Source organism: Microbacterium sp. Se5.02b (genome assembly GCF_019464375.1).
Lineage (GTDB): Bacteria > Actinomycetota > Actinomycetes > Actinomycetales > Microbacteriaceae > Microbacterium.
The window spans coordinates 1,016,823-1,038,781 of sequence record NZ_CP080491.1 but is presented as its reverse complement, the minus strand read 5'-3'; the positions used below and the strand labels follow the sequence as shown (position 1 = coordinate 1,038,781).

Here is a 21,959-nt window from a genome sequence, read left to right as displayed (position 1 = left end):
ATACCGTTTTCGCGGCTCGCCCCCTCGGCTGAGGTCGCTTTGCATCAGGGGGAATCTGCCGCGTGGAACTTCGCGATTACGTGCGTGTCCTGCACAGGAACTGGATCCTGATCCTCGTCCTGCTCATCCTCGGTCTCGCGGGCGGCGCCGGCTATGCCGCGCTCCAGCAGCCGAAGTACGTCGCGTCGACGCAGCTGTACGTCTCCGTCCGCACCGAGGGCGCGGCGACCGGCGACCTCGTCCAGGGCACCACCTTCGCGCGACAGATGGTCACGAGCTACGTCGACGTCGTCGGCACCGCCCTCGTGCTCGAACCCGTGATCGAGGAACTCGACCTCGACGACTCGGTCTCCGGCTTGAGCAGCCGCATCACGGCGACCACACCCCTGAACACCGTGCTGATCGACGTCAGCGTGACCGACGGCGACCCCGAGCAGGCCGCGGCCATCGCCAACGCCGTCGCCGCGAGCTTCCAGGAAGCCGTGCAGACCACGCTCGAGCAGCCCGCCACCGAAGACGCCGTCAGCCCGGTCCGCATCACGGTGACCGAGCCCGCTGTCGCCTCCTCCACGCCCACGAGCCCGAACGTGCGACTGCTGATCATCCTCGGGGTGTGATCGGACTCGCTCTCGGCCTCGCGATCGCGATGCTGCGCACGGTGCTCGACAACCGCATCCACACCCTCCACGACATCGAGACGCTCACCGATCGCCCGGTCCTCGGCGGCATCGCGTTCGACCCGGATGCCGCCAAGCGGCCGTTGATCGTGCACGCCGACCCGCGCAGCCCGCGCGCGGAGTCGTTCCGCAGCCTGCGCACGAACCTGCAGTTTCTCGACCTCGACTCCGGGCCCCGGATCTTCGTCGTCTCCAGCGCCGGCCCCGGCGAGGGCAAGTCGACCACGACAGCCAACCTGGCGATCGCTCTCGCGGAGACAGGAGCGCGCGTCGCGCTGATCGACGGCGATCTTCGCCTGCCCCGTGTGGCGGACTACCTCGCGATCGAGGGCGGCGTCGGACTCACCGACGTGCTCATCGGACGCGTCGACGTCGCCGACGCTCTGCAGAAGTGGGGCACGACCGACCTGTACGTGCTGCCCAGCGGCCAGATCCCTCCCAACCCCAGCGAACTGCTGGGCTCCGCCGCCATGGACCAGGTCCTCGCGTCGCTCGGCGAGTACTTCGACTACGTGCTCATCGACGCCCCGCCCCTGCTGCTGGTGACGGACGCCGCGGTCGTCGGCAGCAAGACCCGCGGAGTCATCATCGCCGCCGCCTCCGGCAAGACCAAGAAGCAGGAGCTGTCCGGCGCGCTGCGCGCCCTGGAGACCGCCGGCGTGCAGATGCTCGGGATCGTGGTCACGATGCTCCCCACGAAGGGTCCGGACAGCTACGGATACGGCGCGTACACCTACGGTGCGACCCACGACCTCGACGGCGATGCCGTGACCGGCAGTCGGGCGGCGAAGAGCCGGAAGAAGGCTCCGCGAGCGAAGAAGCGCTCGACGGCTCGTTCCTGACCTGCCAGAGGCGCAGGACTACTTCGCCGGCGACACCCGGAAGACGATGCCGTGATACAGCACGAAGCGCAGCAGCACGACGATGACGATGCTCGCCAGGTTCACGATGTTGACGGCGACCGCGCCCGGCGCGCGGCCGAGGGCGACGGCGGCGAACTCGACGCCCACCCACACGAGACCGGCTCCGATGGCCGTGCAGACCGCGTTGGTGACCAGGAAGAGCACGACCTCGGACACCCTGCCGCGGCGGTCGCGGTGGCGGAAGGTCCACTCCCGATTCCCGATGTAGGCATTCACGAGCGCGACCAGCGAGGCGACGATCTTCGCGGTCACCACGTCCCATCCCCACACGAAGACCAGCAGGTTGAAGACCCCGACCTCGATCAGGGTGCTCAGGGCGCCGACGACGAGGAAGCGGCTGCCGACGCCGACGAGTCGGCGCAGTCGGGAAGGAGGATTCATGACTCAACTAGGCTACTTGCTGATCCCCGTGCGCCCCGCCACCCCAAGGACCCTGTGACTCTCCGCCATCTCGCCATCGTCATGCCCGCCTTCAACGAAGCCGAAGGCATCCGGGGCTTCATCGACGAGATCCGGGAGTGCGTGTCACCCCTGGCCGACCGCGTCACCTTCCACGTCGCCGACGACCGCTCGACGGACACCACGGCCACGGTCTTCGACGGCATCTCCGATGTGGACGTCGAGGTGCAGCCCCTCAACCGCGGACACGGACCGACGGCACTCGCCGCCTACCGCGCCGGCCTGGCCGCCGACCCCGACCTGCTCGTGCACGTGGACGGCGACGGCCAGTTCTACGGCAGCGACTTCCCCGGCTGATCTCCGCACTCGTCGCCGAAGACGCCGACGTCGTGCACGGTGTTCGCGACGGTCGCAGCGACCCCTGGTACCGCAAGGTGCTCACCGGCGCGGTCGGCCTGCTCATCGCCGTGTCAGCCGGACGCCGCATCCCCGACGTCAACACCCCGATGCGCGCGTATCGCCCCGACACGCTCCGACTCCTCGTCGACGCCATCCCGGCCGACGCGTCCGTGCCGCATGTGCACTTCTCCCTCGCCGAGGCGCGCGCCGGCTTCACCGTCCGCTATCTGCGGGTCGCCAGCATCCCGCGGCGCGGCGCCTCGACCACCGGCACCATGTGGGGGCGAGGCAACGCGGTCTCGCTGCCGCCCAAGCGCCTGCGCCGCTTCGTGCGTCTCGCGCTCCTCGAGGCATGGTCGCTCTCGCTCAAGCCGTCCGCACCGCTGCGCAGCATCCGCCGTCCGGAGCGCGTCCCGCGATGACCCGCACCCGCACGATCCTGTTCTGGGTGGCCGCGGCCGCTCTCCTGATCGGGCATGTCGTCGTCGCCTGGCACAGCCTCGTCGTATGGCGCTTCTGGGAGGACGAGGCCTTCAACCTGACCGTCCCGCGCAACCTGCTCGACGGCCTCGGCTATTCGAGCGACGGCGCGCTGTCCGGGTCGACGATCACCCCGTTCGATCCCCGCATCTCGACCGGGCCCGTCGTTCTCCTTCCCGTGGCGGCACTCCTGGCGACCGGGATGGATCCGGTGCTCGCCGCACGCCTGGTGCCCCTGGCTTTCTGGGTCGCGCTGCTCGCGGGACTCGCCCTCCTCGGGCGACGTATCGGCGGGCGTGGGGCCGCGCTGCTCGCCGTCGCCGTACCCCTCGCCTTCACCGCGAGCGCCGGTGTCTCGCCCATCCAGGGCCCCGCCGACCTGCTGGGCGAGATCCCCGCAGCAGCGCTCATCGTGTGGGCTCTGGTCGTGCTGCCCCGACGGGCATGGCTGGCCGGTCTGCTGGTGGGGCTCGCTGTCCAGGCGAAGCTCATCGCGATCCTCGCTCTCCCGGCGTTCGCCGTCGCACTCTGGGTGCTCTCGGGCGGGACGGGGTGGGCGCGCGTCCGTGAGACTCTTCGCCGATCGTGGCCGCCGCTGCTCCTCGTGGCCGTGCCGACTCTCCTGGTCGAAATCGCCGCCCTCCTCTCCCTCGGGGTCTCCGGATTCATCGAGCACGTTCGCGCGCTCGTCTCCTTCGTCCGCAGCGGCGGTCAGGGAGATGCCGCGACCACGGTGCTGCAGAAGCTCGGCACGCTGGCCGACTCGTGGTCGCTGCCCGCTGTCCTGGCCGTGGTCGGAGCGGTGCTCGCGGTCTCCCTCACCGTGTTCGGCATCGTGCGTCGATGGCGCACCGCGACCCCCGCCGAGCGCCTCGTGATCGCCTACGCGCTCGCCGCGCTCATCGGTGCACTCGCCTTCGTCGGCTGGTGGGCCACCGCCTCCCGTCTCCCCTGTGGGTGCGGCACCCGGCCCCCGGAATCTTCGCGTTCTTCCCCGTGATCGCCGCCACTGCCGTCTGGGCGGTGAAGGGACTGCCGGGCCGTGGTGTCGTCCGCATCGGCGGCGTCGTCGCGGCATCGGTGCTCGCCGCCGTCGTCGCCGCGGGCGCTGCCGTCCACGTCGCCTCGTCCTTCGCGCCTCGCGGCCTCACCCTGGAGACGCAGCGCGCCGCCGTCGCTCCCTTGACGGACTGGGTCGACGAGAACGAGGTGGAGTGGCTCGCGGCGGATCCGTGGGGTGCGGCGGTCGCTCCGATCGTGCTCACGGGCGCGCATGTCGGCCTGTTCGACGCGCCCGCCATGGCGGGGGTTCCTCGGCTCACGGGACTCCCCTGCCCGGCGGAGACGCTCGTCGACGCGGGGCTGTACCGGATCTGCGCGGCGCCGTAGACCGCCGACGAAGAACCGGCCGGCCGGCCACTGAGATCAGCGACCGGCCGGTTGTTCTGAGAGAGGCTCAGAGCGCGAGGCGCTCCTGCACGACCTCGGCGAGGCGTCCCGCGTAGGCATGCACCGACTCCGGGTCGGCTGCTTCGACCATGACGCGGACCAGCGGCTCCGTACCGGACTTGCGCAGCAGCACACGGCCGTTGTCGCCGAGCTCGGACTCGACGTCGCGGACAGCCTGCTGCACGACCTCGTCGTCGGCGACGCGATCCTTGTCGACGTCGCGCACGTTGATGAGCACCTGCGGGTAGACGGTCATCACAGCGGCGAGTTCGGCGATGGACTTCTTCTGGCGCGCCATCTCGGCCACCAGGTGGAGGCCCGTGAGGATGCCGTCGCCCGTGGTCGCGTACTCGCTCATGATGACGTGACCGGACTGTTCGCCGCCGAGCGCGTAGCCGCCCTCGTTCATGTCCTCGAGCACGTAGCGGTCGCCGACAGCCGTCTGACGGACCGTGATCCCATGCTCGCGCATCGCCACATGAAGGCCCAGGTTGCTCATCACCGTGGCGACGAGCGTGTCGTCGGTGAGACGGCCGCGCTCCTTCATCGACACGGCGAGGATCGCCATGATCTGGTCGCCGTCGATGACCTTGCCCTCGGCATCGACCGCGAGGCAGCGGTCGGCGTCGCCGTCATGGGCGATGCCGATGTCGGCGCCGAGACGCACCACGGCCTCGGCGAGGTTGTCGAGGTGGGTCGAGCCGACGCCGTCGTTGATGTTCCAGCCATCGGGGTCGGCGCCGACGACGGTGACCTCGGCGCCCGCGTCGCGGAAGGTCTCGGGCGAGACGCCGGATGCCGCACCGTGTGCGCAGTCCAGGACGACGTGGATGCCCTCGAGGCGATTCGGCAACGAGCCGAGCAGGTGCACGACGTAGCGGTCCTCCGCGTCGGAGAACCGGTCGATGCGCCCCACACCGGCACCGGTCGGGCGCAGCATCTCGCCGTGCATGGCCTCTTCGATGCGCTGCTCGACGACGTCGGGGAGCTTACGGCCCCCGCGCGCGAAGATCTTGATGCCGTTATCGGGCGCGGCGTTGTGCGACGCGGAGATCATCACGCCGAAGTCGGCATCGCGATCTGCGACGAGGAACGCGAGGGCGGGAGTCGGGATGACCCCTGCTTCGAGAACATCGACCCCGGAGGAGGCGAGACCCGCGGAGACGGCCGCGGTCAGGAAGTGTCCGGAGACCCTGGGGTCCCGGGCGACCACTGCGGTGAGTCGCTTGCCTTCGGCCTTGCGAGCCTCCGCAGTACGGCCCTGGCCCAGGACGACAGCAGTCGCCTGGGCCAGGGTGAGCGCCAGGTCGGCGGTGAGGATGCCATTGGCGAGTCCTCGCACGCCGTCCGTGCCAAAGATCGGCATCGGAGCAGTGGACCTTAACGCTTCGAGTACTGAGGCGCCTTGCGGGCCTTCTTGAGTCCAGCCTTCTTGCGCTCCTTGACGCGCGCGTCGCGCGAGAGGAAGCCGGCCTTCTTCAGGGTCGGACGGTTGTTCTCCTCGTCGATGCCGTTCAGCGAACGAGCGATGCCGAGGCGAAGCGCACCGGCCTGGCCCGAGGGGCCGCCACCGGAGATGCGCGCGATGACGTCGTACGCACCGGCGAGGTTCAGAACGGTGAACGGGTCGTTGATCAGCTGCTGGTGCAGCTTGTTCGGGAAGTAGTCCTCGATCGTGCGGCCGTTGACCGTGATCGTGCCCGAGCCGGGGACGATGCGCACGCGGGCGATGGCCTGCTTGCGACGGCCGACAGCGGCACCCGGGACGCTGAGGACGGGGCGGGGAGCCGCCTCGACCGCGTCGGTCTCGGGAGTCGACGTCGAGAAGTTCTGGGGGGTTTCGGTGGTGTCCTGGATGTCAGCCACGAGTATGTCCTTAAGTCTTTACGGCGCTTACTGGGCGACCTGGTCGAGGGTGTACGTCTGCGGCTGCTGCGCGGCGTGCGGGTGCTCTCCGCCGACGTAGACCTTGAGCTTCGACAGCTGCTGGCGGCCGAGGCTGTTCTTGGGGAGCATGCCACGGATGGCCTTCTCCACAGCGCGGACCGGGTTCTTCTCGAGGAGCTCGGCGTAGGTGACCGACTTCAGGCCGCCCGGGTAACCGGAGTGGCGGTAGGCCAGCTTCTTCTGGAGCTTCTGACCGGTGAGCGCGACCTTGTCGGCGTTCACGATGATGACGAAGTCACCCGAGTCGATGTGGTTGGCGAAGGTCGGCTTGTGCTTGCCACGCAGGAGCGTAGCGGCGTGCGAAGCCAGACGGCCGAGAACGACGTCGGTGGCGTCGATGACGACCCAGTCGCGCTGGACTTCGCCAGCCTTGGGGGTGTAAGTGCGCGTCACGATAGTGCTGCTTTCTTGTGTCGAACGGAGAAGTTCGTGAATCCCACTCCGGGGTGGTTCTTCCCTAGAGGGAGGAACACGCCAGTGGAGGGCTCACGTTCGGACGATGCCCTTCATCCCGCGAACAGGGAAAGGCACCAAAGGGAAATCATACGCCACACCGGGCGATTGCCCAAACCGCTCCCCTGCGGCCCCGCTCAGTCCGGGGTGACCGTGACGAGGATCGGACGGTGGTCGCTGGATCCCTGCGGCAGCGTCGTGATGCGCTCGATCTCGAATCCGGCGGACGTCGCGAAGTCGTAGTGCCCGCGGAACACCCGGTAGCGGGTGTAGGTGTGGTCGTCACTGAGCGACAGCGCATACCCGTGATCGCGCACGGCCTGCCCGAGGTTCTCCTTGAACACGGGGTAGTTGTAGTCGCCGACCATGAGCTGCGGCAGGCCTTCGCCCAGAGTCGCCAGCTCGGTCAGCGCGGCGCGGATCTGATGCCGACGAAGGGAGTTCAGCGCCGTGAGGGGCGCGGCGTGGAACGAGGCGACGATGAAGTCCTGGCCGTCGTCGATGTCGCGCAGCCGGGCCCCCAGCACGCGTTCGTGTGCGGGTTTGGCGATGCGGTCGTGCAGCGATTTCTTCAGCCCGAGGGTGCGGATGGCCTGCAGGTGGTACGTACTGGAGCGGTAGAAGAGCGCGAGTCCGAGGCGGTTGCCCTGGGTCGCATCCGCCAGCACGAGATCGCCGATCTGCGCGGGAAGGGCGGGCACATCGCACTCCTGGAGGCAGAGGATGTCAGGATCGTGCGTACCGACGAGCGCCGCGAGCTCTCCGGCCGCGCGATGCTTCTGGAGGTTGTACGAGATGACCTTCATGATCCCCCCAACGCTACTCGTCCCGGCTGTGCCCCGGCTTCGGGTCGGCGTCGTATCCCCAGCGGACGCCCAGCACACCAGGCCCGCAGCCGTGACGGGCTACATGCACCGATCCACTGCGCACCGCCCTCATCACGGAGGCGTATTCGTCGTCGGTCTCCGTGTACTCCTCGCACCAGCTGGGCTGCGCATCGGGATGGAAAAGCACCCAGATGAGCGTCTCCCTGGCCGGTCGCGACGTCGCGTGCCATGCCGACTGCCTCGGTGGATACCCGGCAGGGAAGGTCTCCGTGAACTCGAGGAGGGTCGTCTCGCCGACGGTGACGGGGTCATCGAGCGCGATCACCACACCGGACAACAGGTGTCCTGGATGCAGTTACTCGCGGTCGACGCGCCCTCCGACCACGTCGGAGATGATGGACAGGATCGCGGTCTCCGCCGGCGCGACGTCGATGAGGGGGATCTCGGTGATGACGCCCTGTGTCGCCTGCACGAGCGAACGCATCACGGTCCGCTCGACGGCTCCGTCGGCCCCGACCTGCACGGTCAGCTGCGTCGACAGGTCGCGCAGCGTGTCCTGTGGAGTGGAACGCAGGGCCGCCAGAGTCTCCGCGGTCTCGCGGTTCTCACGCTCCTCGTCGAACGGCAGCCGCGGCGGGGGGATGGATCCGAGCCGCACAGAGGGTCCGAGCAGAGCACTCAGATGACCGCGACCGAGCCGCAGACGATCCTCGATGCCCTCGACGACGCTCAGCGACTGGGCACCTTCCGGTTGGCGGTCGCCCGAGCGCCAGTAGCTGAGCGTCGCCATCGACACGGCATTGCCGTCGTCGACGAGCTGCTGCTGGAGCCGCGCGAGCGTGATACCCCGCTCCGAGATCGCTGCGCGCAGTGCCGCGGCGAATGCTCCCCGCCGCTCGCCACCCCGCGTCGCCATCGCGTCTTCAGCCGCTCGTTCGATCGCGACGGGCCCGCGTCTGCTCCGCGCGTGCCGCGAGCAGCTCGTCTGCGGGGTACCCCACCTCGGTGAGGATCAGGCCCCGGGCGGCCAGCACCTTGAACTCGCTGGTGCGCGTCAGGGCGTCGCGCAGCACGACCAGGTCGTCGACGTCCAGGCGCCCCTCCCCACGGCCGCGCACGCGCCGACGAGTGCGCGGACCATGCTGTGGCAGAACGCGTCGGCCTTGACCTCGGCGACGAGAACTCCCTCAGCGTCGCGCGACCACCGATAGTCGAGCAGCGTGCGGATCGTGGTCGCCTCTTCGCGGGGCTTGCAGTACGCGGCGAAGTCATGCAGTCCGATGAGCGTCCGCGCCGCCGCATCCATGGCCTCCACGTCGAGGTGGCCGCGGATGCTGGTCGTGTCGAGGCGTCGCAGCGGGTCGAAGCCGGCCTGTGCGTCCGCGAGGCGATAGCGGTAGCGGCGCCAGACGGCCGAGAATCGGGCGTCGAAGCCCTCCGGCGCGAGCGACGAACGAGCGACAGTGACGTCGGAGTATGCGCCGAGCACCCCGCGGATGCGACCGGCGATGGTCTCGGCCGGCTCCAGGGGAGCCCGTCCGTTCCGGGCCTCGATGCGCGACCACTGCTTCTCGTCGAGATCGACGTGCGCGACCTGTCCGCTCGCATGCACGCCCGCATCCGTGCGGCCGGCGACGACGAGCTGCACATCCGACCCCAGGATCCGGGCCAGGGCCGCTTCGAGCGTTCCCTGCACCGTCCGCAGCGTCGGCTGCTTCGCCCACCCGCGGAAGTGGGTGCCGTCGTAGGCGATGTCGAGCCGGATGCGCACGGAGCAAGCCTAGGACAGCATGGCCGCGGTGACCGGCGGTGTCAGATGCCGCCGTCGATCGAGCGGATGGTCACCGCCGGCTCATCAGGCACCATCACCTCGGTGTCACGGTTGAGGCTCTCGCCGCGGAAGAACCTCTTCGACCGCGGGAACAGGTACCAGACGAACATCAGCACCAGGCCGAACGCGAGCGAGCCGACGCCGATCACGAACGTGCCGCCGATGCCGAACAGGACCGTGTACCCGTAGTCGACGTCCCACATGTCGATCGCGGACTGCACGAACGCCCACGTCAGCATGACGCCGCCGAGCAGCGGGAACAGCCCCTTGAAGAAGAACTCCCGCGGCGAAGCGGTCAGATCCTTCCGGAAGTACCACACGCACGCGAAGCCGGTGATGGCGTAGTAGAACGCGATCGCGAGGCCGAGGGACAGGATCGAGTCCTGCAGGATGTTGTCGCTGATCAGGGTCATGCCGATGTAGTAGACCGAGGCGACGACCCCCATCACGATGGTCGAGAACGACGGGGTCTTGTACGTGGGGTGCACGTCCTTGAACCGCGCAGGGAGGGCGCGATAGACGCCCATCGCGAGCGTTCCGCGTGCGGTCGGGAGGATCGTGGTCTGGGTCGACGAGATCGCGGAGATGATCACCGACACCACAAGCACCCAGCCGAACGGGCCGAGCAGCCCGTCTTTGATCGCGAGGAAGAAGTCGTCCGCGTTCGCCTCGTTGCCGAGCCCTGTGCCGTCTTCCCCGAGTCCCGCGTACATCATGGCCGCGATGGTGACCGCGACGTACGTGAACAGCAGGATCACGGTGGTCAGCAGCGCGGCGCGGCCGGGGATGCGCTTCGGGTCCTTGGTCTCCTCGTTGAGCGCGAGGCAGGTGTCCCAGCCCCAGTAGATGAACAGGGCGAGCAGGATGGCCTCGGTGAAGCCCGACCAGTCTGTGAACGCGAAGGGGTTCATCCATTCCCAGTCGAACGGGGTCGGGTTCGGCGCCGTGCCGGCGAAGAACTGCCACAGCGCGGTCACGACGAAGATCGCCAGCGCCAGGTACTGGATACCGAGCAGGATGTTCTGGATGCGCTCGCCGATCTCGACCCCGCGCCAGCTGACCCAGGTCATGGCGGCGATGAAGATCACGGCCACGACGACGACGCGCCAGTCGTTGTTCTCGAGGTCTTGTCCGATCAGCGACCAGAAGTAGACGGAGGCGATCTGGGCGAGGTTCGCGAGGACCACCATTCCGGCGACCGCGACACCCCAGCCTCCCATCCAGCCCACCCACGGCCCGAACGCCTTCGTCCCCCAGGTGAACGTGGTGCCGCAGTCGGGGACGGCGTTGTTGAGCTCGCGGTAGGCGAACGCGATCAGGAGCATCGGGACGAAGGCGATGATGAACGCGATCGGCGCCTGTGCGCCGACGGCGAGCACCACGAAGCCGAGCGTCGCGACGAGCGAATAGACGGGTGCCGTCGAGGCCAGACCGATGACGGTGGATCCCCACAGGCCCAGCGTGCCTGCAGCCAGTCCCTTGCCGTCGGGTCGTTCAAGGTGAATGGGCGTCGTTGCCATGTTCAGAACAGTACGGCCACTGCGGTTATCGCGTCAATCTCTTTCTGGAACCTTCCGAATCCGCAGCCAGCTGCGCTCATCGGCGACGGATTCCGCACAATCAGACGCGATCGAGCATGCTGTCGGCGTGGTCAGCGACCCACGCCATCAGCGGCAGCATCCGCTCCATCAGGTCGCGGCCGAGCGGCGTCAGGCTGTACTCGACGTGCGGCGGCACGGTCGGCAACGATTCCCGATGCACCAGTCCGTCCTCCGCGAGGGTGCGCAACGTCGAGGCGAGCATCTTCTCGCTGATCCCGTCGACCTCGCGGCGGAGCTCCCCCCATCGGTGCGTGCCGTCGGACAGGGGGGAGAGCACCAGCACGCCCCACTTGCTCATGATGTGGTCGAGGATCACGCGCGTGCCGCAGTTCTGGTCGAAGACGAACGGCGTGGATTCCTTTATCTGGGCAAAACTTACCGTCATGTCGGTACCTTACGTCAAAGTGGGTACCCCTTGGGCGGAATGTTCTCACCCGGTCGACGGGTTGTCGAGGGTGTCACTTACGAAAGGACCCTCATGACCATCCTCGTCACCGGCGCGACCGGCAACCTCGGTCGCCTCATCATCTCCAGCCTGATCGAGCGCGGAGCAGACCCCCAGTCGATCGTCGCGGGGGCCCGCGACACCGCGAAGGGCGCCGACCTGGGTGTGCCGGTCGTGCACCTCGACTACACCGACCCCGCTTCGGTCGCCGCCGCCGTGGACGGCGTCGACACCGTCGTGCTCGTCTCGGGATCCGAGGTCGGGCAGCGAGTGGCACAGCACCGGGTGGTCATCGACGCGGCCGCGGCTGCGGGTGTCTCCAAGTTCATCTACACGAGCGCCCCCAAGGCCACGACGAGCGACCTCGTCCTGGCACCGGAGCACAAGGCGACGGAGGAGCTCATCGCCGCCGCGGGGCTGCCTGCCGTGATCCTCCGCAACAACTGGTACACCGAGAACTACGTCGCGGATCTCGCCAGGGCCGCCGAGACGGGTGTGCTCGCCGCGGGCACCGGCGACGGACGCGTCGCCTCGGCCAGCCGCAAGGACTTCGCCGAGGCCGCCGCCGTCGTGGCGCTCGAAGACGGCCACGTCGGCGAGGTCTACGAGCTCGGTGGCGATGTCGCCTGGACGTACACCGACCTGGCCGCCGCGTTCTCCGAAGTGACCGGTCGCGAGGTCTCCTTCGTGCCGCTCGACGCCGACGCCCAGATCGCAGCCCTCCGCGAAGCCGGGCTGGATGAGGGCACGGCCGGATTCGTCGCCGCACTCGATGCCGGGATCAAGAACGGCGCCCTCGCCGACTCCGACGGCACGCTCGCACGGCTCATCGGCCGTCCCACCACACCCCTCGTCGAGGGCTGCGCGCCGCGGCCTGATCGCTGCCCACGACGGTGTGCCGCTCTCCTCGGGGAGCGGCACACCGTCGTCAGCGGCACATCGTCGTCCGCGGCACACCGTCGTCACGCGATTCCGCTCAGGCCGCCTCGCGGGGCTGCACGTGCACCACTGTGAGGGTGATGCTCTGCCGCCGCACGCCGCGCTCCACCAGGATCGCGTCGATCTCGGCCTGCACCGCACGCAGGATGTCCTCCGACCGCGAATCGGAATCCACCCCGATGGATGCCTCCACCACGACTCCATCGCCCGAGGAGACGACGGCCACGATCGGTTCGTCGTCCTTGCGGGTGCCGAGCGCGGCCGCTCCGGCGCGCAGCAGGTTGGAGATGAGCGACCCAGAGCGGAACACGGCGCGCACCCCGGCGTCGCGCGAACCGCCTCCTCGATGTGAACGGCGAGTTCGGTGCGCGCGTCCGGCGTCATCAGCTCTCCTGCGTCCACGAGGACACCTCCCGGATGTCTCGGATCGCGATGTCGATCGCGACGACGTTCAGTGGGGTGTGCGCGCGGAGGTCGCGGTCGACCTCGGCGCGCAGCTGCTCGGCGATCAGCGGGATCGGCTGACCGTGCAGAGCGCTCGCGTCGATGGTCACGCGAACCGGCGCACCCGGCTCGGTCAGGTCTCCGTCGAGCCGGCAGCGCCCGATGAGCAGACCCGGCACGGCACGCTCCGCTGAACGGATGAGTCCCCGGATCGCACCCTCCGTGATGCCGAGGTCGGCGGTCGGATCCGGGGAGTCGAAGCGGATGCGTCGTCCGGCACGCGCGTCCATGGCGATGCCGCTGAGGATCCGGTCGACCCAGCCCTGGTCGACCTCCCGTTCGGCTGCGGCTTCGGCGGCGATGAGTTCCGCCCCGAGTCCGTGCAGCCGCTCCAGAGCGTCCAGCGCCAGCTGACAGCCGGGGGATTCGTCGATGGAGCGGTCGGCGGGCTGTCGTCCCGCATCGAGATAGTCGGTCAGCTCGTCGAGCGTGTGCCCGTCGAGATCGGTGGGCTCCAGCCCCAGTCGGCGCACGTCAGGAGTCTCTCTCTCGTCGGTCATCGCCACTCCTCCATCCGCACGATCATGTATCTGCGCGCCCGCGCCAACAGGCCACGGGCGGTCGTGACGGGGATGTCGAGTTCATCGGCGATCTCCTCGTACGAGTAGCCGCCGATCTCCCGCAGGACCCAGCACTCGCGTTGCGCATCGGGGAGCTCGCGGAGCGCCGCGCTGAGAGCCGCGACGCCCGCTCTCACCTCGACGATCGCCGACGGTGATGCATGCAGCGGCGCCGGACGATCGATCGTGTCGATGTCGACAGCGGGGCGGATGGCGCGGATGCGATCCACGGCCTTCCGGCTGACGATCCTCATCAGCCAGCTCTTGACCTTCCCGGGGTCTTCGAGTTCCCCGAACCGCTGCCACGCCGTGACGAACGACTCCTGCACGACGTCGTCGACGTCGGCAGAGGCGTTCAGCATCCGCTGCGTGTACGCCCGCATCATCGGCGTGTACCTGCGCACGAGGACGGCGAACGCCTCGACGTCGCCGTCCATCGCGCGTCCGGCGACGATGCCGTCGTCCGCGTGTTCGAGCGCTCTCCGAAAGCGTTCGTCTTCCATCCACCCCACCCCTCGGTCCGATCCCCTGAGAGATTCGGAACGGACGCCTCACCGGATCGGATGATCTCGCACCGACCTGGGAGCGATCGGGGAGGGACTCGCATGACCCCCTCCCCGAGTCCGTCACTTCTTGAAAGCGTCCTTGACGTTCTCAGCGGCATCACGGACATCACCCTTGGCCTGTTCGGCCTTTCCCTCCGCGACGAGCTTGTCATCGCCCGTCACCTTGCCGACGGTCTCCTTCGCCTTTCCGGCGACCTTCTCCGCAGCGGCCTTGATCTTGTCTTCCGCACCCATGGCGTCTCCTTTCCCGTATCGATCCCGACTGTCGGAATCGAGTCCTCACCCAGGCCCCCGCCTGTGCGTCTGTGCGTCCTGCGCGGTCACTGCACCCTTCGAGGCGAGCGGAACGCGTCACGCCATCGTCGGTCGGACAGGTGCAGCATGATGGGTATCCGCTCCCCCAGGAGCTCGTCCCACTCACGGATGGCCGCCTCGGCCGCATCGACGACCGCACCCAGCGGGGCTCCCGGCCGCACGATGACGGCGAGTTCGACGGCGCGCGATCCCCGATGCGATACGCCCCCGTGCGCGCCGAGAGCACGTCGGGGCGTCGCACCAGCGGGTCGGTCAGCAGGCTCTCGGCGACGTCCCGATCGACCACCGTGCGGCCGCCCTCGGCGTCGATCTCGAGCACCGTCTTCGAGCCGCCGCGTCTGCGCGTTCCGAGGAACACCAGCAGGACCACGGTGAGGACGAGGCATCCCCCGCCGCGAGGACAACCGGGGCGGATACCGCACCGACACCCACGACCTGCCAGGTCCACGCGGATGACGCGCCCCAGAGGTCCATCACGGCGGACGCCGGACGCCGGATCCAGTCCGGCGCCTCCCCGGTGACGACGATCGCGGCGGCGAGGGCCCCGACGCCGAAGACGAGCAGGATCACTCCGGCGACGAAGAGCAGCGCGCGATTGGCGAGACGATTGGTCGCGTTCATGCGATCACTCCGTCGGGTTCCACGCTGACTCGCGGCGTCGCGGCGAACCCGATCCCCGTGAGGACGTCGTTCACCGCCGCATCCGCGGCCCCGACATCCACGGGGATGCCGCTGGTCGGCGTGATCCGTACCGCCACCATGCGTCGGCCCACCGTCACGGCGACCCGACCACGGTCGACGCCGGTGCGGCGTGCCACGGCCTGGGCGACCGAGTCGGCGATCACACCGTCGTCGACGAGGAGGGCGCTCCGCTCCGTCGTGCGGGATCGCCGAGCGCGCCGCCCCGGCAGCAGGGCGAGAGCGAGGAGGACGATCGCGCAGACCACGAGCGCGACCCCCACCCCGATCGGAACCGCCAGCTGTGCGGGAGCGTCGAGCGCGCCGTACCATCGGGCGAGGGCATCGCGGAATGCCTCATCGATGAGCCACCACGCGCCGCCCACCAGTGCGGCGAGGAGCAGCACGACCCCGATCGAGGCGACCACGGTCGCCGGGATCGTGCGCGGCGCATGGGTCTCCCGACGGAGAACACGCCGGTACGTCGCCTGCTCGTTCGTCATCTCACCCTCGTCTCTCTGCTCCTGCGGACTCCCGCGTATCGGATGTCCACGATCCTCACGTCTCGTCCCGCCAGGTCTCTCATTCCGTCGATGACTGCCCGTCGAAGCGCGTCACCCTGCTCGACGAGGTTCGACGTCTGCCCGCCCCCGCGGGCGACCGGCACGGCGACCGCGATCCGCAATGCGCCACGATGGTCGGACAGCTGCACCCCCACGTCGCGGACCGCGACCCCTGCCGCGTCGCGCACGATGCCGACGGCGAGTCGTTGCAGGGCCCGAGCGGAGAAGGTCGTGCTCCCCGAGACGCCGCCCGTCGCCGCCTCGGCTGCACCGTCGCCCGTCATGACGACGAGCGCCGGCCCCGGAAGACCTCGGCGAGCGCGCGCACGTCGATCGGGCCGTCGATGATGCGGCCGGCGACCGCGCCGAGGAGCATCGCGACGGCCACGAGCAGGAAGGCCCAGAAGCCCAACGCCACCCATGTCAGCGCGAGCACCGCTGCGGCCGCCGCGCCGATCACCGACGCGCTCACTGGACTCGCGCCTCCTGCGTGTCATCGCCCTCGTCATCGGAGGGGATGTGCACGTCGTTGACGGTCACGTTGACCTCGGCGACGTCCATGCCGACGAGCTCCACCATGGCGCGGTGGATGGCCACGCGGACCTCGTCCGCGACCTTCTGCAAGGACACCGGATACTCCGCGACGATCGTGACGTCGACCGCCACCTGGGTCTCGCCGACCTCGACGCTGATCCCCTGCGAGAGATCGGTCGTGTTGAGAGCGTCGCGGATCGCGCCGACCATGCGTGCGGCGCCCCCGCCGAGTGCATAGACGCCGCTGACCTCGCGCGCTGCGATGCCGGCGATCTTCGCCACCACCGCGTCTTCGATCGTGGTCTTGCCCGCAGCAGTCCCCAGCTGCGGTGCGACGACCTGAGCCTTGGGCTGGGTGCCACCAGTCACGTTCGCCATCGTGAGCTCCTTCATCCGTGTGTCCGTCTCCGGTCGGAGCGCGGGCCGCAGTGCTGCGACACCACTAGGACGTGTGCCGAGCGTCGGATGTCACAAAAAAGATCCGGATCCGTTTCGCCGACTCACAGTGCACTCCAAGGAACAGAGTGCAATATTGCACTCTATGAATGACAGTGCAGATTCTTTGCGGGAGCAGCGCAAGCGGGAGACGTCTCGCGCACTCACGGATGCCGCGCGACGGCTGACGGCGAGCGAGGGTTTCGCCGGGTTCACGATCGAGGAGCTGTGCACCGAGGTCGGGGTCTCGCGGCGCACCTTCTTCAACTACTTCGAGAGCAAAGAGCACGCCGTCTTCGGCTTCACCACGATCGACTCCCGTCAGGAGGCGCTCGAGGAGGAGTTCGTTTCGCAGCGCGGCGATCTCCTCGACGACTTCCTCCAGCTGACGATCGGTCGCTTCGAGCTCTTCAACCCCGTCGACGACGCGCCGGCCATGTTCGCCGTGATCGAGCAGGAGCCGCGGCTGCTCAAGGCCGCCTTCGAACAGCTCGCGAAGAACGAGCGCCGCGACATCGGACTCATCCTCCGTCGGACCTCCGAGACGGTCGACGCCGAACTCCGCGCCGAGGTCATCGTGCACACGGTCGGCGCGTTGATCCGGATGAGCATGGACCAACTGCTGCACCACCAGTCGACCGAGACGTTCGGCGAGCTCATCGCCCGACGCCTCGAGCTCGCCCGCTCCCTCTACGCACCGTCACAGAAAGACCATTGATGTCCACCACCGCCACGAAGGATGCGCCCTTCCTGCTCACGAAGCGCCGCATCTGGATCATCTTCAGCGCCCTCATCGCGGGCATGCTGCTCTCGAGCCTCGACCAGACCATCGTGTCGACCGCCATGCCGACGATCGTGGGTCAGCTCGGCGGCGTCGACCACCAGGTCTGGATCACCGCCGCCTACCTGCTGGCCACCACGATCGTGATGCCCATCTACGGCAAGTTCGGCGACGTGCTCGGGCGCCGCAACCTGTTCCTCGTCGCGATCGCGCTGTTCACCCTGGCCTCGGTCGGCTGCGCATTCGCCACCGACTTCTGGATGTTCGTCGTGTTCCGCGCGCTGCAGGGGCTGGGCGGCGGCGGGCTCATGATCCTCTCGCAGGCGATCATCGCCGACATCGTCCCCGCCAACGAGCGCGGCAAGTACATGGGCCCCCTCGGCGCCGTCTTCGGTCTCTCCGCCGTCGCCGGTCCGCTCCTCGGCGGATTCTTCGTCGATCACATGACCTGGCAGTGGGCGTTCTACATCAACATCCCGGTCGGCATCGCCGCGTTCATCATCGCCCTCGTGGCGCTGAAGCTGCCGAGCAAGAAGGCCGAGAAGCCGATCGACATCTTCGGCGTGATCTTCCTCTCGATCGCCACCACGTGCCTGATCTTCTTCACCGACTTCGGTGGCGATGCCGAGTTCGGATGGGACTCGCTGGCCACCTGGGCCTGGGGTGCGGGTCTCGTGGTCGCCGCCACGGCATTCGTCATCACCGAGTCACGCGTGCAGGACCCGATCATCCCCCTGAGCCTGTTCCGCAACCCGATCTTCGTCAATGCCACCGCCATCGGGCTCGTGCTCGGCATCGGGATGTTCGCCGCGATCGGATTCGTGCCCACATTCCTGCAGATGTCGTCGGGCACGTCGGCTGCGGCCTCAGGCCTGCTCATGATCCCGATGATGGTCGGCCTGATGGGAACGTCGATCTTCTCGGGCATCGCGATCTCCAAGACCGGCAAGTACAAGATCTACCCCATCCTCGGCACGATCATCACGGGCATCGCGATGATCTCGATGACCACACTGTCGGCATCGACCCCGATCTGGCTGATCTGCGTGTTCCTGTTCGTCTTCGGCGCGGGGCTCGGCCTCATCATGCAAGTCGTGGTCCTCGTCGTGCAGAACGCCGTCCCGGCGGGTGAGCTGGGCACCGCGACCAGCACGAACAACTACTTCCGCGAAGTGGGCGCATCGCTGGGAACGGCCGTCTTCGGGACCATCTTCACCACGCGACTGACCGAGAACCTCCTCGGTGTCTTCGCCGACGCCGGAGCCTCTCCCGATGATGCCTCCCAGGCAGCGTCCACGATCGACCCGTCGACTCTCGGATCGCTCCCCGACGAGGTGCGCGAGGGGATCGTGACCGCGTACGCCGACGCCCTCGCACCCGTCTTCTGGTACCTCGTGCCGTTCATCGCACTGGCGCTGCTCCTCTCGCTGTTCCTCAAGCAGATCCCCCTGTCCGACCAGGCAGGTCTGGTCGCTCGCGGCGAGGCGATCAGCGGGGAGGAGGCCGAGCGGCTGGAAGCCGAGCTGCGCGGGGGCGGCGAACCCGTCTCCGCGGCGGATATCCGCTCGACCGACACCGGCTCGACCCCGGCGGCCCGCTGAGACGAGAGGCCCTCGACCCCGACGGGGCGGGGGCCTCTCGCTTTCTGTCAAGGGGCTCCCCTCGGACGCGCGGATGGGTCATGGTTCATCCTGGGGACGAGCGAGGAGAATGATGGAGCACGATCCGGACCGAAGGTTCGCGCTGATCGAGGTCAGCGCGAACGATTGGGCGATCCACGATCTGCACTACTCCGAGAACGATCACCGCAGAGTCGTCTGCACGATCTTCGAAGACGCACCGACCGAGGTCGAGGTGCTCTGGAGGCGCGATCTTCCGCTCGCCCTGCGGTACTCCTCCCCCGAAGACGTGCTCGACGCCGTACGGAGGTTCCAGGACGCCTCCCGGGCCACCCGTCCCATACCGATCCCGCACCTCCCTCCGGTGCGCGGCACGAAGGGCTCCGCGAGAGATTCGCGCTGACCCTCCGGACGCGGACGCATGGACGAAGAGAGCGTCCCTACGTCAGACTGACGACCAATCGACGATCCTCAGCCGCTCGGAGCCCCCATGTCTGACTCGCGCACGACGACCGCCTGGAAGCGCTTCTGGGAGAAAGGCGGCTGGTGGCGCGCACTCCTGCTCGCCGTGGTGTACTTCGTCCTCTACCAGGGACTCTCGCTCGCGTTCACTCCCCTGACGTCGCTGGTCGACGATCCGAACAGCGCCGCGGCCGTCGTGGTCTACTACGTGCTCCCTCTGCTCGTGGGCGGACTTCTCCTCGTCGGATTCATCGCCTCGGTGGGATGGTGGCATGAGGTGTTCGGCGCGCAGCCGATCCGCGGACGCGGCTGGATGTGGATCGCGATCGTCGTCGTGCTGCTCTTCAACATCCTGCGATTCGCGACGATCGACTATGCCGAGACGGGCTTCGACGTGGTGGCGACCTGGCTCCTTGCCGGCCTGCTCATCGGATTCGCCGAGGAGGTGCTCACGCGGGGTCTCGTGGTGAACCTGCTCCGCAGAGCCGGCTCCCGCGAGATCGTGGTCGCCGTGATCTCCGCTGGCGTGTTCGCCGGGCTTCACTCGGGGAACCTGCTGAGCGGACAGGACCTGTTCGCGACGGCGATCCAGCTCGTCTACACGTTCGCGTTCGGCATCTGCATGTACCTCGCGATGAGGGTCACCGGCACGATCATCACCCCGATCCTGCTGCACGCCAGCACCGACCCCGGTGTCTTCCTGCAGGTCGCCCACCCCGCCGAGGGCGCGCTCACCGGCATCGCGAACCTCAGCAACATCGCGGTGATCATCGTGGGGCTCGTGCTGCTCTTCTTCATCCGCGGACGCGTCCGGGAGGCACACGGTCGGGAACGTAGTCTCGAAGCATGACTGTCGAGTATCTCGCAACCGTCGTGTCGGGGATGTGGCTGACCGTGGCGATCCTCGCGGGCGGGTTCGCCCGGACCCGTAACCGCTCCGCGTGGGCCTGGTTCCTCCTCACGCTGCTGTTCGGTCCGTTCGCCGCGTTCCTGCTCGTCGTGTGGCCTCCTGTCACGCGCACCCCCGCGGCGAGCCGTCCTGGACACTCCGTCATGGTCGACCCCGACGTGCCACGCTGATCATTCCCGTCCGCAAGCCTCTGGCAGGATGACGGCGTGCACTATCTGACGATCGATATCCCCGTCCGGCTGTGGCACCGCGTCGACGGGTGCGTCGACAACTCGATGGCGGTCGACGTCGTGGAGGGCCTCATGGATTCCGTGATCGCCGCATCCTGCATCCGCGACGCCGGATGGCGTGGCTCCGCCTCATACGAAGGCGACCGTGACGCATACGGATGGCCGCCTCGCGAGCATCTGCTGCCGATCACTCTGCGACTCGCGCACTGGGAGTGGGTGCTGTCACAGCTGGACCGCTGGACGCCGTACGCGACGGATGGGGCGCACGACGACGTCGAAGTCCGTGCGCTCATCAGTACCGCCCTCGCCGATCGCACCCGCCCCCAACGGTAGACCGCGCTCGACTCACGATTGGTTTCCCCAACGCATCGGGGATATCGGGGAGTACCTGAGGGCCTCGAAAGGCGTTGCGTGCCGCTGGCGAGCAATCACGCTGCCACGGTAGCCGAGTCATTCGCGGCCCGCGGTGAATCCCCAGGGGCAGTGGAAATGGAGATCGAGCGATGCCTCAGCTGACGCGTCCACCGTCCTGGCCGCGACGATGAATGTCGAGATTTCAACTTGCCTGAGACGAGCGGAATGACTTCATCGCCGATGCGGCTGCGCGCAGGAGAAGGTCGCCGATGGAGTCGACTCGGTCGGCCACGCGCTGCGTGGGACCCGAGACGTTGATGACCCCGGCGATGCGGCCGTGACGGTCACGCACCGGTGCTGAGATGGAAGTGAGGCCTACCTCGACTTCTTCCGACGCGACGCTGTACCCGCGATGACGGTCGTCCCGAAGACGCTGCAACAGTGTGGGGAGGTCGCGGGGCGCGGCGGGTCCTCCAACTGTCGTGGCGAGGTCCGGGGCGGTGAGACTTTCGACGTGCTCATCGTCGCTGTCCAACAGCAATGCACGCCCTGATGCGGTGCAGTGCAGTGGTGATCGGCGTCCGACCCACCCGCCAGCTTGCAGGGACTGCTGCGACTCTTCGCGATGCACGGTGAGGCTGCGGTTTCCCTCTTGGACGGAGAGTAGAGCGACCTCTCCGGTCGCGGCGACCAGTCGCTGCAGGACGGGTCTGCTCGCTCGCACAAGGAGGTCATTGCCTGCGGACGCTGCGAGCACACGAAGACGCCAGCCCAGACGATAGGTCCGAGTGATCTCGTCCTGTTCGAGCAGCCCGCCACGGGCAAGCGACTTCAGCATGCGCGAGACCTGGCTGCGTTCTCGTCCGATGGCGCGCGAGAGCTCACTGACCGATCGCGGGGCCCCGTCCGGGGTTTCGAAGGCGAGCAGCAGTGCAGCGACGCGCTCGGCAACTGAATCTGTCATAACGACTCCTTGTTGGTGTGACAGCAACACTTCGGACCACCGTAAGACAATCGCTGAGAAAAGTGGCTTCTTTGGTGCATTGACAGCAACGCGTGTGGTTGTCATGACCCCCGC

The 21,959-nt window shown here is 68.1% G+C and carries 33 protein-coding genes and 1 pseudogene; 13 read left to right on the top strand and 21 right to left on the bottom strand.

Annotated elements, in window-relative coordinates:
• The first annotated feature begins 62 nt into the window (after positions 1 to 62).
• Entirely contained in the window at positions 63 to 617 is a 555-nt protein-coding gene (locus tag K1X59_RS22325; RefSeq protein ID WP_309491627.1) for a Wzz/FepE/Etk N-terminal domain-containing protein, read from the top strand.
• The gene (locus K1X59_RS22320) at positions 614 to 1,519 is read left to right on the top strand and encodes a polysaccharide biosynthesis tyrosine autokinase (protein ID WP_309491626.1); all 906 of its coding nucleotides are present in this window, start codon (positions 614 to 616) and stop codon (positions 1,517 to 1,519) included. Before K1X59_RS22325 ends, K1X59_RS22320 begins: the two co-directional genes overlap by 4 nt.
• Before the next feature lie 18 nt (positions 1,520 to 1,537).
• Here the strand turns inward: K1X59_RS22320 and K1X59_RS05245 are convergent, their stop codons facing one another.
• Entirely contained in the window at positions 1,538 to 1,981 is a 444-nt protein-coding gene (locus tag K1X59_RS05245; protein ID WP_183152062.1) for a GtrA family protein, read from the bottom strand.
• 54 nt (positions 1,982 to 2,035) lie between these two features.
• On the opposite strand from K1X59_RS05245, the gene K1X59_RS05240 reads away from it, so the two are divergent.
• Genes K1X59_RS05240 through K1X59_RS05225 form a run of 4 tightly spaced genes read left to right on the top strand, consistent with a single transcriptional unit; the run spans position 2,036 to position 4,267 of the window.
• A complete protein-coding gene (locus K1X59_RS05240; protein WP_183152061.1) occupies positions 2,036 to 2,356 on the top strand; it encodes a glycosyltransferase in 321 nt (106 codons plus the stop codon).
• Between the two features lie 32 nt (positions 2,357 to 2,388).
• Positions 2,389 to 2,820, top strand: a complete 432-nt coding sequence (locus K1X59_RS05235) for a hypothetical protein (RefSeq protein ID WP_220174002.1) — start codon at positions 2,389 to 2,391, stop codon at positions 2,818 to 2,820.
• On the top strand, positions 2,817 to 3,878 hold the full coding sequence (locus tag K1X59_RS05230; RefSeq protein WP_220174001.1) for a hypothetical protein: 1,062 nt from the start codon (positions 2,817 to 2,819) through the stop codon (positions 3,876 to 3,878). Before K1X59_RS05235 ends, K1X59_RS05230 begins: the two co-directional genes overlap by 4 nt.
• Complete coding sequence (locus tag K1X59_RS05225) at positions 3,875 to 4,267, top strand: hypothetical protein (protein ID WP_220174000.1); 393 nt, start codon at positions 3,875 to 3,877, stop codon at positions 4,265 to 4,267. Before K1X59_RS05230 ends, K1X59_RS05225 begins: the two co-directional genes overlap by 4 nt.
• 67 nt (positions 4,268 to 4,334) lie before the next feature.
• On the opposite strand, the gene glmM is transcribed toward K1X59_RS05225, so the two are convergent.
• The 9 genes and pseudogenes from glmM to K1X59_RS05180 all read right to left on the bottom strand — a co-directional run bounded on the left by glmM (position 4,335) and on the right by K1X59_RS05180 (position 11,371).
• Positions 4,335 to 5,693, bottom strand: a complete 1,359-nt coding sequence (gene glmM, locus K1X59_RS05220) for a phosphoglucosamine mutase (RefSeq protein WP_183152057.1) — start codon at positions 5,691 to 5,693, stop codon at positions 4,335 to 4,337.
• Between the two features lie 14 nt (positions 5,694 to 5,707).
• A complete protein-coding gene (rpsI, locus tag K1X59_RS05215; protein WP_045263679.1) occupies positions 5,708 to 6,193 on the bottom strand; it encodes a 30S ribosomal protein S9 in 486 nt (161 codons plus the stop codon).
• Between the two features lie 27 nt (positions 6,194 to 6,220).
• Positions 6,221 to 6,667 (bottom strand): 50S ribosomal protein L13, encoded by a 447-nt coding sequence (gene rplM / locus K1X59_RS05210; RefSeq protein ID WP_105669983.1) that lies wholly within the window; start codon positions 6,665 to 6,667, stop codon positions 6,221 to 6,223.
• A gap of 197 nt (positions 6,668 to 6,864) precedes the next feature.
• Positions 6,865 to 7,533, bottom strand: coding sequence for an endonuclease/exonuclease/phosphatase family protein (locus K1X59_RS05205; protein WP_183152056.1), 669 nt, complete (start codon positions 7,531 to 7,533; stop codon positions 6,865 to 6,867).
• Between the two features lie 13 nt (positions 7,534 to 7,546).
• A complete protein-coding gene (locus K1X59_RS05200) occupies positions 7,547 to 7,891 on the bottom strand; it encodes a hypothetical protein (protein ID WP_183152055.1) in 345 nt (114 codons plus the stop codon).
• An 18-nt stretch (positions 7,892 to 7,909) separates the two neighbouring features.
• On the bottom strand, positions 7,910 to 8,470 hold the full coding sequence (locus K1X59_RS05195) for a hypothetical protein (RefSeq protein ID WP_183152054.1): 561 nt from the start codon (positions 8,468 to 8,470) through the stop codon (positions 7,910 to 7,912).
• A 7-nt stretch (positions 8,471 to 8,477) separates the two neighbouring features.
• Positions 8,478 to 9,325 (bottom strand): annotated as a pseudogene (truA, locus tag K1X59_RS05190) (tRNA pseudouridine(38-40) synthase TruA).
• A 41-nt stretch (positions 9,326 to 9,366) separates the two neighbouring features.
• Entirely contained in the window at positions 9,367 to 10,905 is a 1,539-nt protein-coding gene (locus K1X59_RS05185) for an APC family permease (protein WP_183152052.1), read from the bottom strand.
• A gap of 100 nt (positions 10,906 to 11,005) precedes the next feature.
• On the bottom strand, positions 11,006 to 11,371 hold the full coding sequence (locus tag K1X59_RS05180; protein WP_183152051.1) for a helix-turn-helix domain-containing protein: 366 nt from the start codon (positions 11,369 to 11,371) through the stop codon (positions 11,006 to 11,008).
• A 93-nt stretch (positions 11,372 to 11,464) separates the two neighbouring features.
• Between K1X59_RS05180 and K1X59_RS05175 the strand changes: the two genes are divergently transcribed.
• The gene (locus tag K1X59_RS05175; protein WP_220173999.1) at positions 11,465 to 12,445 is read left to right on the top strand and encodes an SDR family oxidoreductase; all 981 of its coding nucleotides are present in this window, start codon (positions 11,465 to 11,467) and stop codon (positions 12,443 to 12,445) included.
• Here the strand turns inward: K1X59_RS05175 and K1X59_RS05170 are convergent.
• The 10 genes from K1X59_RS05170 to K1X59_RS05125 form a co-directional block, all read right to left on the bottom strand.
• The gene (locus K1X59_RS05170; RefSeq protein ID WP_258567094.1) at positions 12,408 to 12,680 is read right to left on the bottom strand and encodes a hypothetical protein; all 273 of its coding nucleotides are present in this window, start codon (positions 12,678 to 12,680) and stop codon (positions 12,408 to 12,410) included. The two genes, K1X59_RS05175 and K1X59_RS05170, sit on opposite strands and share 38 nt — an antisense overlap.
• Before the next feature lie 73 nt (positions 12,681 to 12,753).
• Positions 12,754 to 13,374, bottom strand: a complete 621-nt coding sequence (locus K1X59_RS05165) for an Asp23/Gls24 family envelope stress response protein (protein WP_220173998.1) — start codon at positions 13,372 to 13,374, stop codon at positions 12,754 to 12,756.
• The gene (locus K1X59_RS05160) at positions 13,371 to 13,937 is read right to left on the bottom strand and encodes an RNA polymerase sigma factor (protein ID WP_183152048.1); all 567 of its coding nucleotides are present in this window, start codon (positions 13,935 to 13,937) and stop codon (positions 13,371 to 13,373) included. Before K1X59_RS05160 ends, K1X59_RS05165 begins: the two co-directional genes overlap by 4 nt.
• A 123-nt stretch (positions 13,938 to 14,060) precedes the next feature.
• Positions 14,061 to 14,234 (bottom strand): CsbD family protein, encoded by a 174-nt coding sequence (locus K1X59_RS05155; protein WP_183152047.1) that lies wholly within the window; start codon positions 14,232 to 14,234, stop codon positions 14,061 to 14,063.
• Positions 14,235 to 14,320: 86 nt separating this feature from the next.
• The gene (locus K1X59_RS05150; RefSeq protein WP_220173997.1) at positions 14,321 to 14,476 is read right to left on the bottom strand and encodes a hypothetical protein; all 156 of its coding nucleotides are present in this window, start codon (positions 14,474 to 14,476) and stop codon (positions 14,321 to 14,323) included.
• Positions 14,477 to 14,567: 91 nt separating this feature from the next.
• Positions 14,568 to 14,936: a hypothetical protein gene (locus K1X59_RS05145; RefSeq protein WP_183152045.1), complete on the bottom strand. Its 369-nt coding sequence runs from the start codon at positions 14,934 to 14,936 to the stop codon at positions 14,568 to 14,570.
• On the bottom strand, positions 14,933 to 15,496 hold the full coding sequence (locus tag K1X59_RS05140) for a DUF6286 domain-containing protein (protein ID WP_220173996.1): 564 nt from the start codon (positions 15,494 to 15,496) through the stop codon (positions 14,933 to 14,935). Before K1X59_RS05140 ends, K1X59_RS05145 begins: the two co-directional genes overlap by 4 nt.
• Positions 15,493 to 15,840, bottom strand: a complete 348-nt coding sequence (locus K1X59_RS05135; RefSeq protein ID WP_220173995.1) for a hypothetical protein — start codon at positions 15,838 to 15,840, stop codon at positions 15,493 to 15,495. Before K1X59_RS05135 ends, K1X59_RS05140 begins: the two co-directional genes overlap by 4 nt.
• Positions 15,837 to 16,028, bottom strand: a complete 192-nt coding sequence (locus K1X59_RS05130) for a DUF2273 domain-containing protein (protein ID WP_220173994.1) — start codon at positions 16,026 to 16,028, stop codon at positions 15,837 to 15,839. Before K1X59_RS05130 ends, K1X59_RS05135 begins: the two co-directional genes overlap by 4 nt.
• Positions 16,025 to 16,468, bottom strand: a complete 444-nt coding sequence (locus tag K1X59_RS05125; protein WP_244632410.1) for an Asp23/Gls24 family envelope stress response protein — start codon at positions 16,466 to 16,468, stop codon at positions 16,025 to 16,027. Before K1X59_RS05125 ends, K1X59_RS05130 begins: the two co-directional genes overlap by 4 nt.
• A 163-nt stretch (positions 16,469 to 16,631) precedes the next feature.
• Between K1X59_RS05125 and K1X59_RS05120 the strand changes: the two genes are divergently transcribed.
• From K1X59_RS05120 to K1X59_RS05095, 6 genes are all read left to right on the top strand, one after another.
• The gene (locus tag K1X59_RS05120; protein ID WP_183152042.1) at positions 16,632 to 17,243 is read left to right on the top strand and encodes a TetR/AcrR family transcriptional regulator; all 612 of its coding nucleotides are present in this window, start codon (positions 16,632 to 16,634) and stop codon (positions 17,241 to 17,243) included.
• Positions 17,243 to 18,907: an MDR family MFS transporter gene (locus K1X59_RS05115; RefSeq protein WP_244632409.1), complete on the top strand. Its 1,665-nt coding sequence runs from the start codon at positions 17,243 to 17,245 to the stop codon at positions 18,905 to 18,907. The genes K1X59_RS05120 and K1X59_RS05115 overlap by 1 nt, the downstream gene beginning before the upstream one ends.
• Positions 18,908 to 19,016: 109 nt before the next feature.
• Positions 19,017 to 19,328, top strand: a complete 312-nt coding sequence (locus K1X59_RS05110) for a hypothetical protein (RefSeq protein ID WP_244632408.1) — start codon at positions 19,017 to 19,019, stop codon at positions 19,326 to 19,328.
• A gap of 87 nt (positions 19,329 to 19,415) precedes the next feature.
• Complete coding sequence (locus K1X59_RS05105) at positions 19,416 to 20,237, top strand: CPBP family intramembrane glutamic endopeptidase (protein WP_183152040.1); 822 nt, start codon at positions 19,416 to 19,418, stop codon at positions 20,235 to 20,237.
• Complete coding sequence (locus tag K1X59_RS05100) at positions 20,234 to 20,467, top strand: hypothetical protein (RefSeq protein WP_183152039.1); 234 nt, start codon at positions 20,234 to 20,236, stop codon at positions 20,465 to 20,467. Before K1X59_RS05105 ends, K1X59_RS05100 begins: the two co-directional genes overlap by 4 nt.
• 36 nt (positions 20,468 to 20,503) lie before the next feature.
• Positions 20,504 to 20,860, top strand: a complete 357-nt coding sequence (locus tag K1X59_RS05095) for a hypothetical protein (protein WP_183152038.1) — start codon at positions 20,504 to 20,506, stop codon at positions 20,858 to 20,860.
• A 223-nt stretch (positions 20,861 to 21,083) separates the two neighbouring features.
• On the opposite strand, the gene K1X59_RS05090 is transcribed toward K1X59_RS05095, so the two are convergent.
• Positions 21,084 to 21,950 (bottom strand): IclR family transcriptional regulator, encoded by an 867-nt coding sequence (locus K1X59_RS05090; RefSeq protein ID WP_202045570.1) that lies wholly within the window; start codon positions 21,948 to 21,950, stop codon positions 21,084 to 21,086.
• Positions 21,951 to 21,959: the final 9 nt, after the last annotated feature.

Excerpts from the sequence above, each read along its gene's own strand:
- K1X59_RS05090 (WP_202045570.1), bottom strand. The coding sequence starts at position 21,950 with ATGACAACCACACGCGTTGCTGTCAATGCACCAAAGAAGCCACTTTTC.
- K1X59_RS05135 (WP_220173995.1), bottom strand. The coding sequence starts at position 15,840 with ATGACGGGCGACGGTGCAGCCGAGGCGGCGACGGGCGGCGTCTCGGGG.
- K1X59_RS05185 (WP_183152052.1), bottom strand. The coding sequence starts at position 10,905 with ATGGCAACGACGCCCATTCACCTTGAACGACCCGACGGCAAGGGACTG.
- K1X59_RS05165 (WP_220173998.1), bottom strand. The coding sequence starts at position 13,374 with ATGACCGACGAGAGAGAGACTCCTGACGTGCGCCGACTGGGGCTGGAG.
- K1X59_RS05175 (WP_220173999.1), top strand. The coding sequence starts at position 11,465 with ATGACCATCCTCGTCACCGGCGCGACCGGCAACCTCGGTCGCCTCATC.
- K1X59_RS05125 (WP_244632410.1), bottom strand. The coding sequence starts at position 16,468 with ATGGCGAACGTGACTGGTGGCACCCAGCCCAAGGCTCAGGTCGTCGCA.
- glmM (WP_183152057.1), bottom strand. The coding sequence starts at position 5,693 with ATGCCGATCTTTGGCACGGACGGCGTGCGAGGACTCGCCAATGGCATC.
- K1X59_RS05195 (WP_183152054.1), bottom strand. The coding sequence starts at position 8,470 with ATGGCGACGCGGGGTGGCGAGCGGCGGGGAGCATTCGCCGCGGCACTG.
- K1X59_RS05245 (WP_183152062.1), bottom strand. The coding sequence starts at position 1,981 with ATGAATCCTCCTTCCCGACTGCGCCGACTCGTCGGCGTCGGCAGCCGC.
- K1X59_RS05160 (WP_183152048.1), bottom strand. The coding sequence starts at position 13,937 with ATGGAAGACGAACGCTTTCGGAGAGCGCTCGAACACGCGGACGACGGC.
- K1X59_RS05230 (WP_220174001.1), top strand. The coding sequence starts at position 2,817 with ATGACCCGCACCCGCACGATCCTGTTCTGGGTGGCCGCGGCCGCTCTC.
- K1X59_RS05115 (WP_244632409.1), top strand. The coding sequence starts at position 17,243 with ATGTCCACCACCGCCACGAAGGATGCGCCCTTCCTGCTCACGAAGCGC.
- K1X59_RS05110 (WP_244632408.1), top strand. The coding sequence starts at position 19,017 with ATGATGGAGCACGATCCGGACCGAAGGTTCGCGCTGATCGAGGTCAGC.
- K1X59_RS05155 (WP_183152047.1), bottom strand. The coding sequence starts at position 14,234 with ATGGGTGCGGAAGACAAGATCAAGGCCGCTGCGGAGAAGGTCGCCGGA.
- K1X59_RS05100 (WP_183152039.1), top strand. The coding sequence starts at position 20,234 with ATGACTGTCGAGTATCTCGCAACCGTCGTGTCGGGGATGTGGCTGACC.
- K1X59_RS05120 (WP_183152042.1), top strand. The coding sequence starts at position 16,632 with ATGAATGACAGTGCAGATTCTTTGCGGGAGCAGCGCAAGCGGGAGACG.
- K1X59_RS05205 (WP_183152056.1), bottom strand. The coding sequence starts at position 7,533 with ATGAAGGTCATCTCGTACAACCTCCAGAAGCATCGCGCGGCCGGAGAG.
- K1X59_RS05105 (WP_183152040.1), top strand. The coding sequence starts at position 19,416 with ATGTCTGACTCGCGCACGACGACCGCCTGGAAGCGCTTCTGGGAGAAA.
- K1X59_RS05180 (WP_183152051.1), bottom strand. The coding sequence starts at position 11,371 with ATGACGGTAAGTTTTGCCCAGATAAAGGAATCCACGCCGTTCGTCTTC.
- K1X59_RS05140 (WP_220173996.1), bottom strand. The coding sequence starts at position 15,496 with ATGACGAACGAGCAGGCGACGTACCGGCGTGTTCTCCGTCGGGAGACC.
- K1X59_RS05145 (WP_183152045.1), bottom strand. The coding sequence starts at position 14,936 with ATGAACGCGACCAATCGTCTCGCCAATCGCGCGCTGCTCTTCGTCGCC.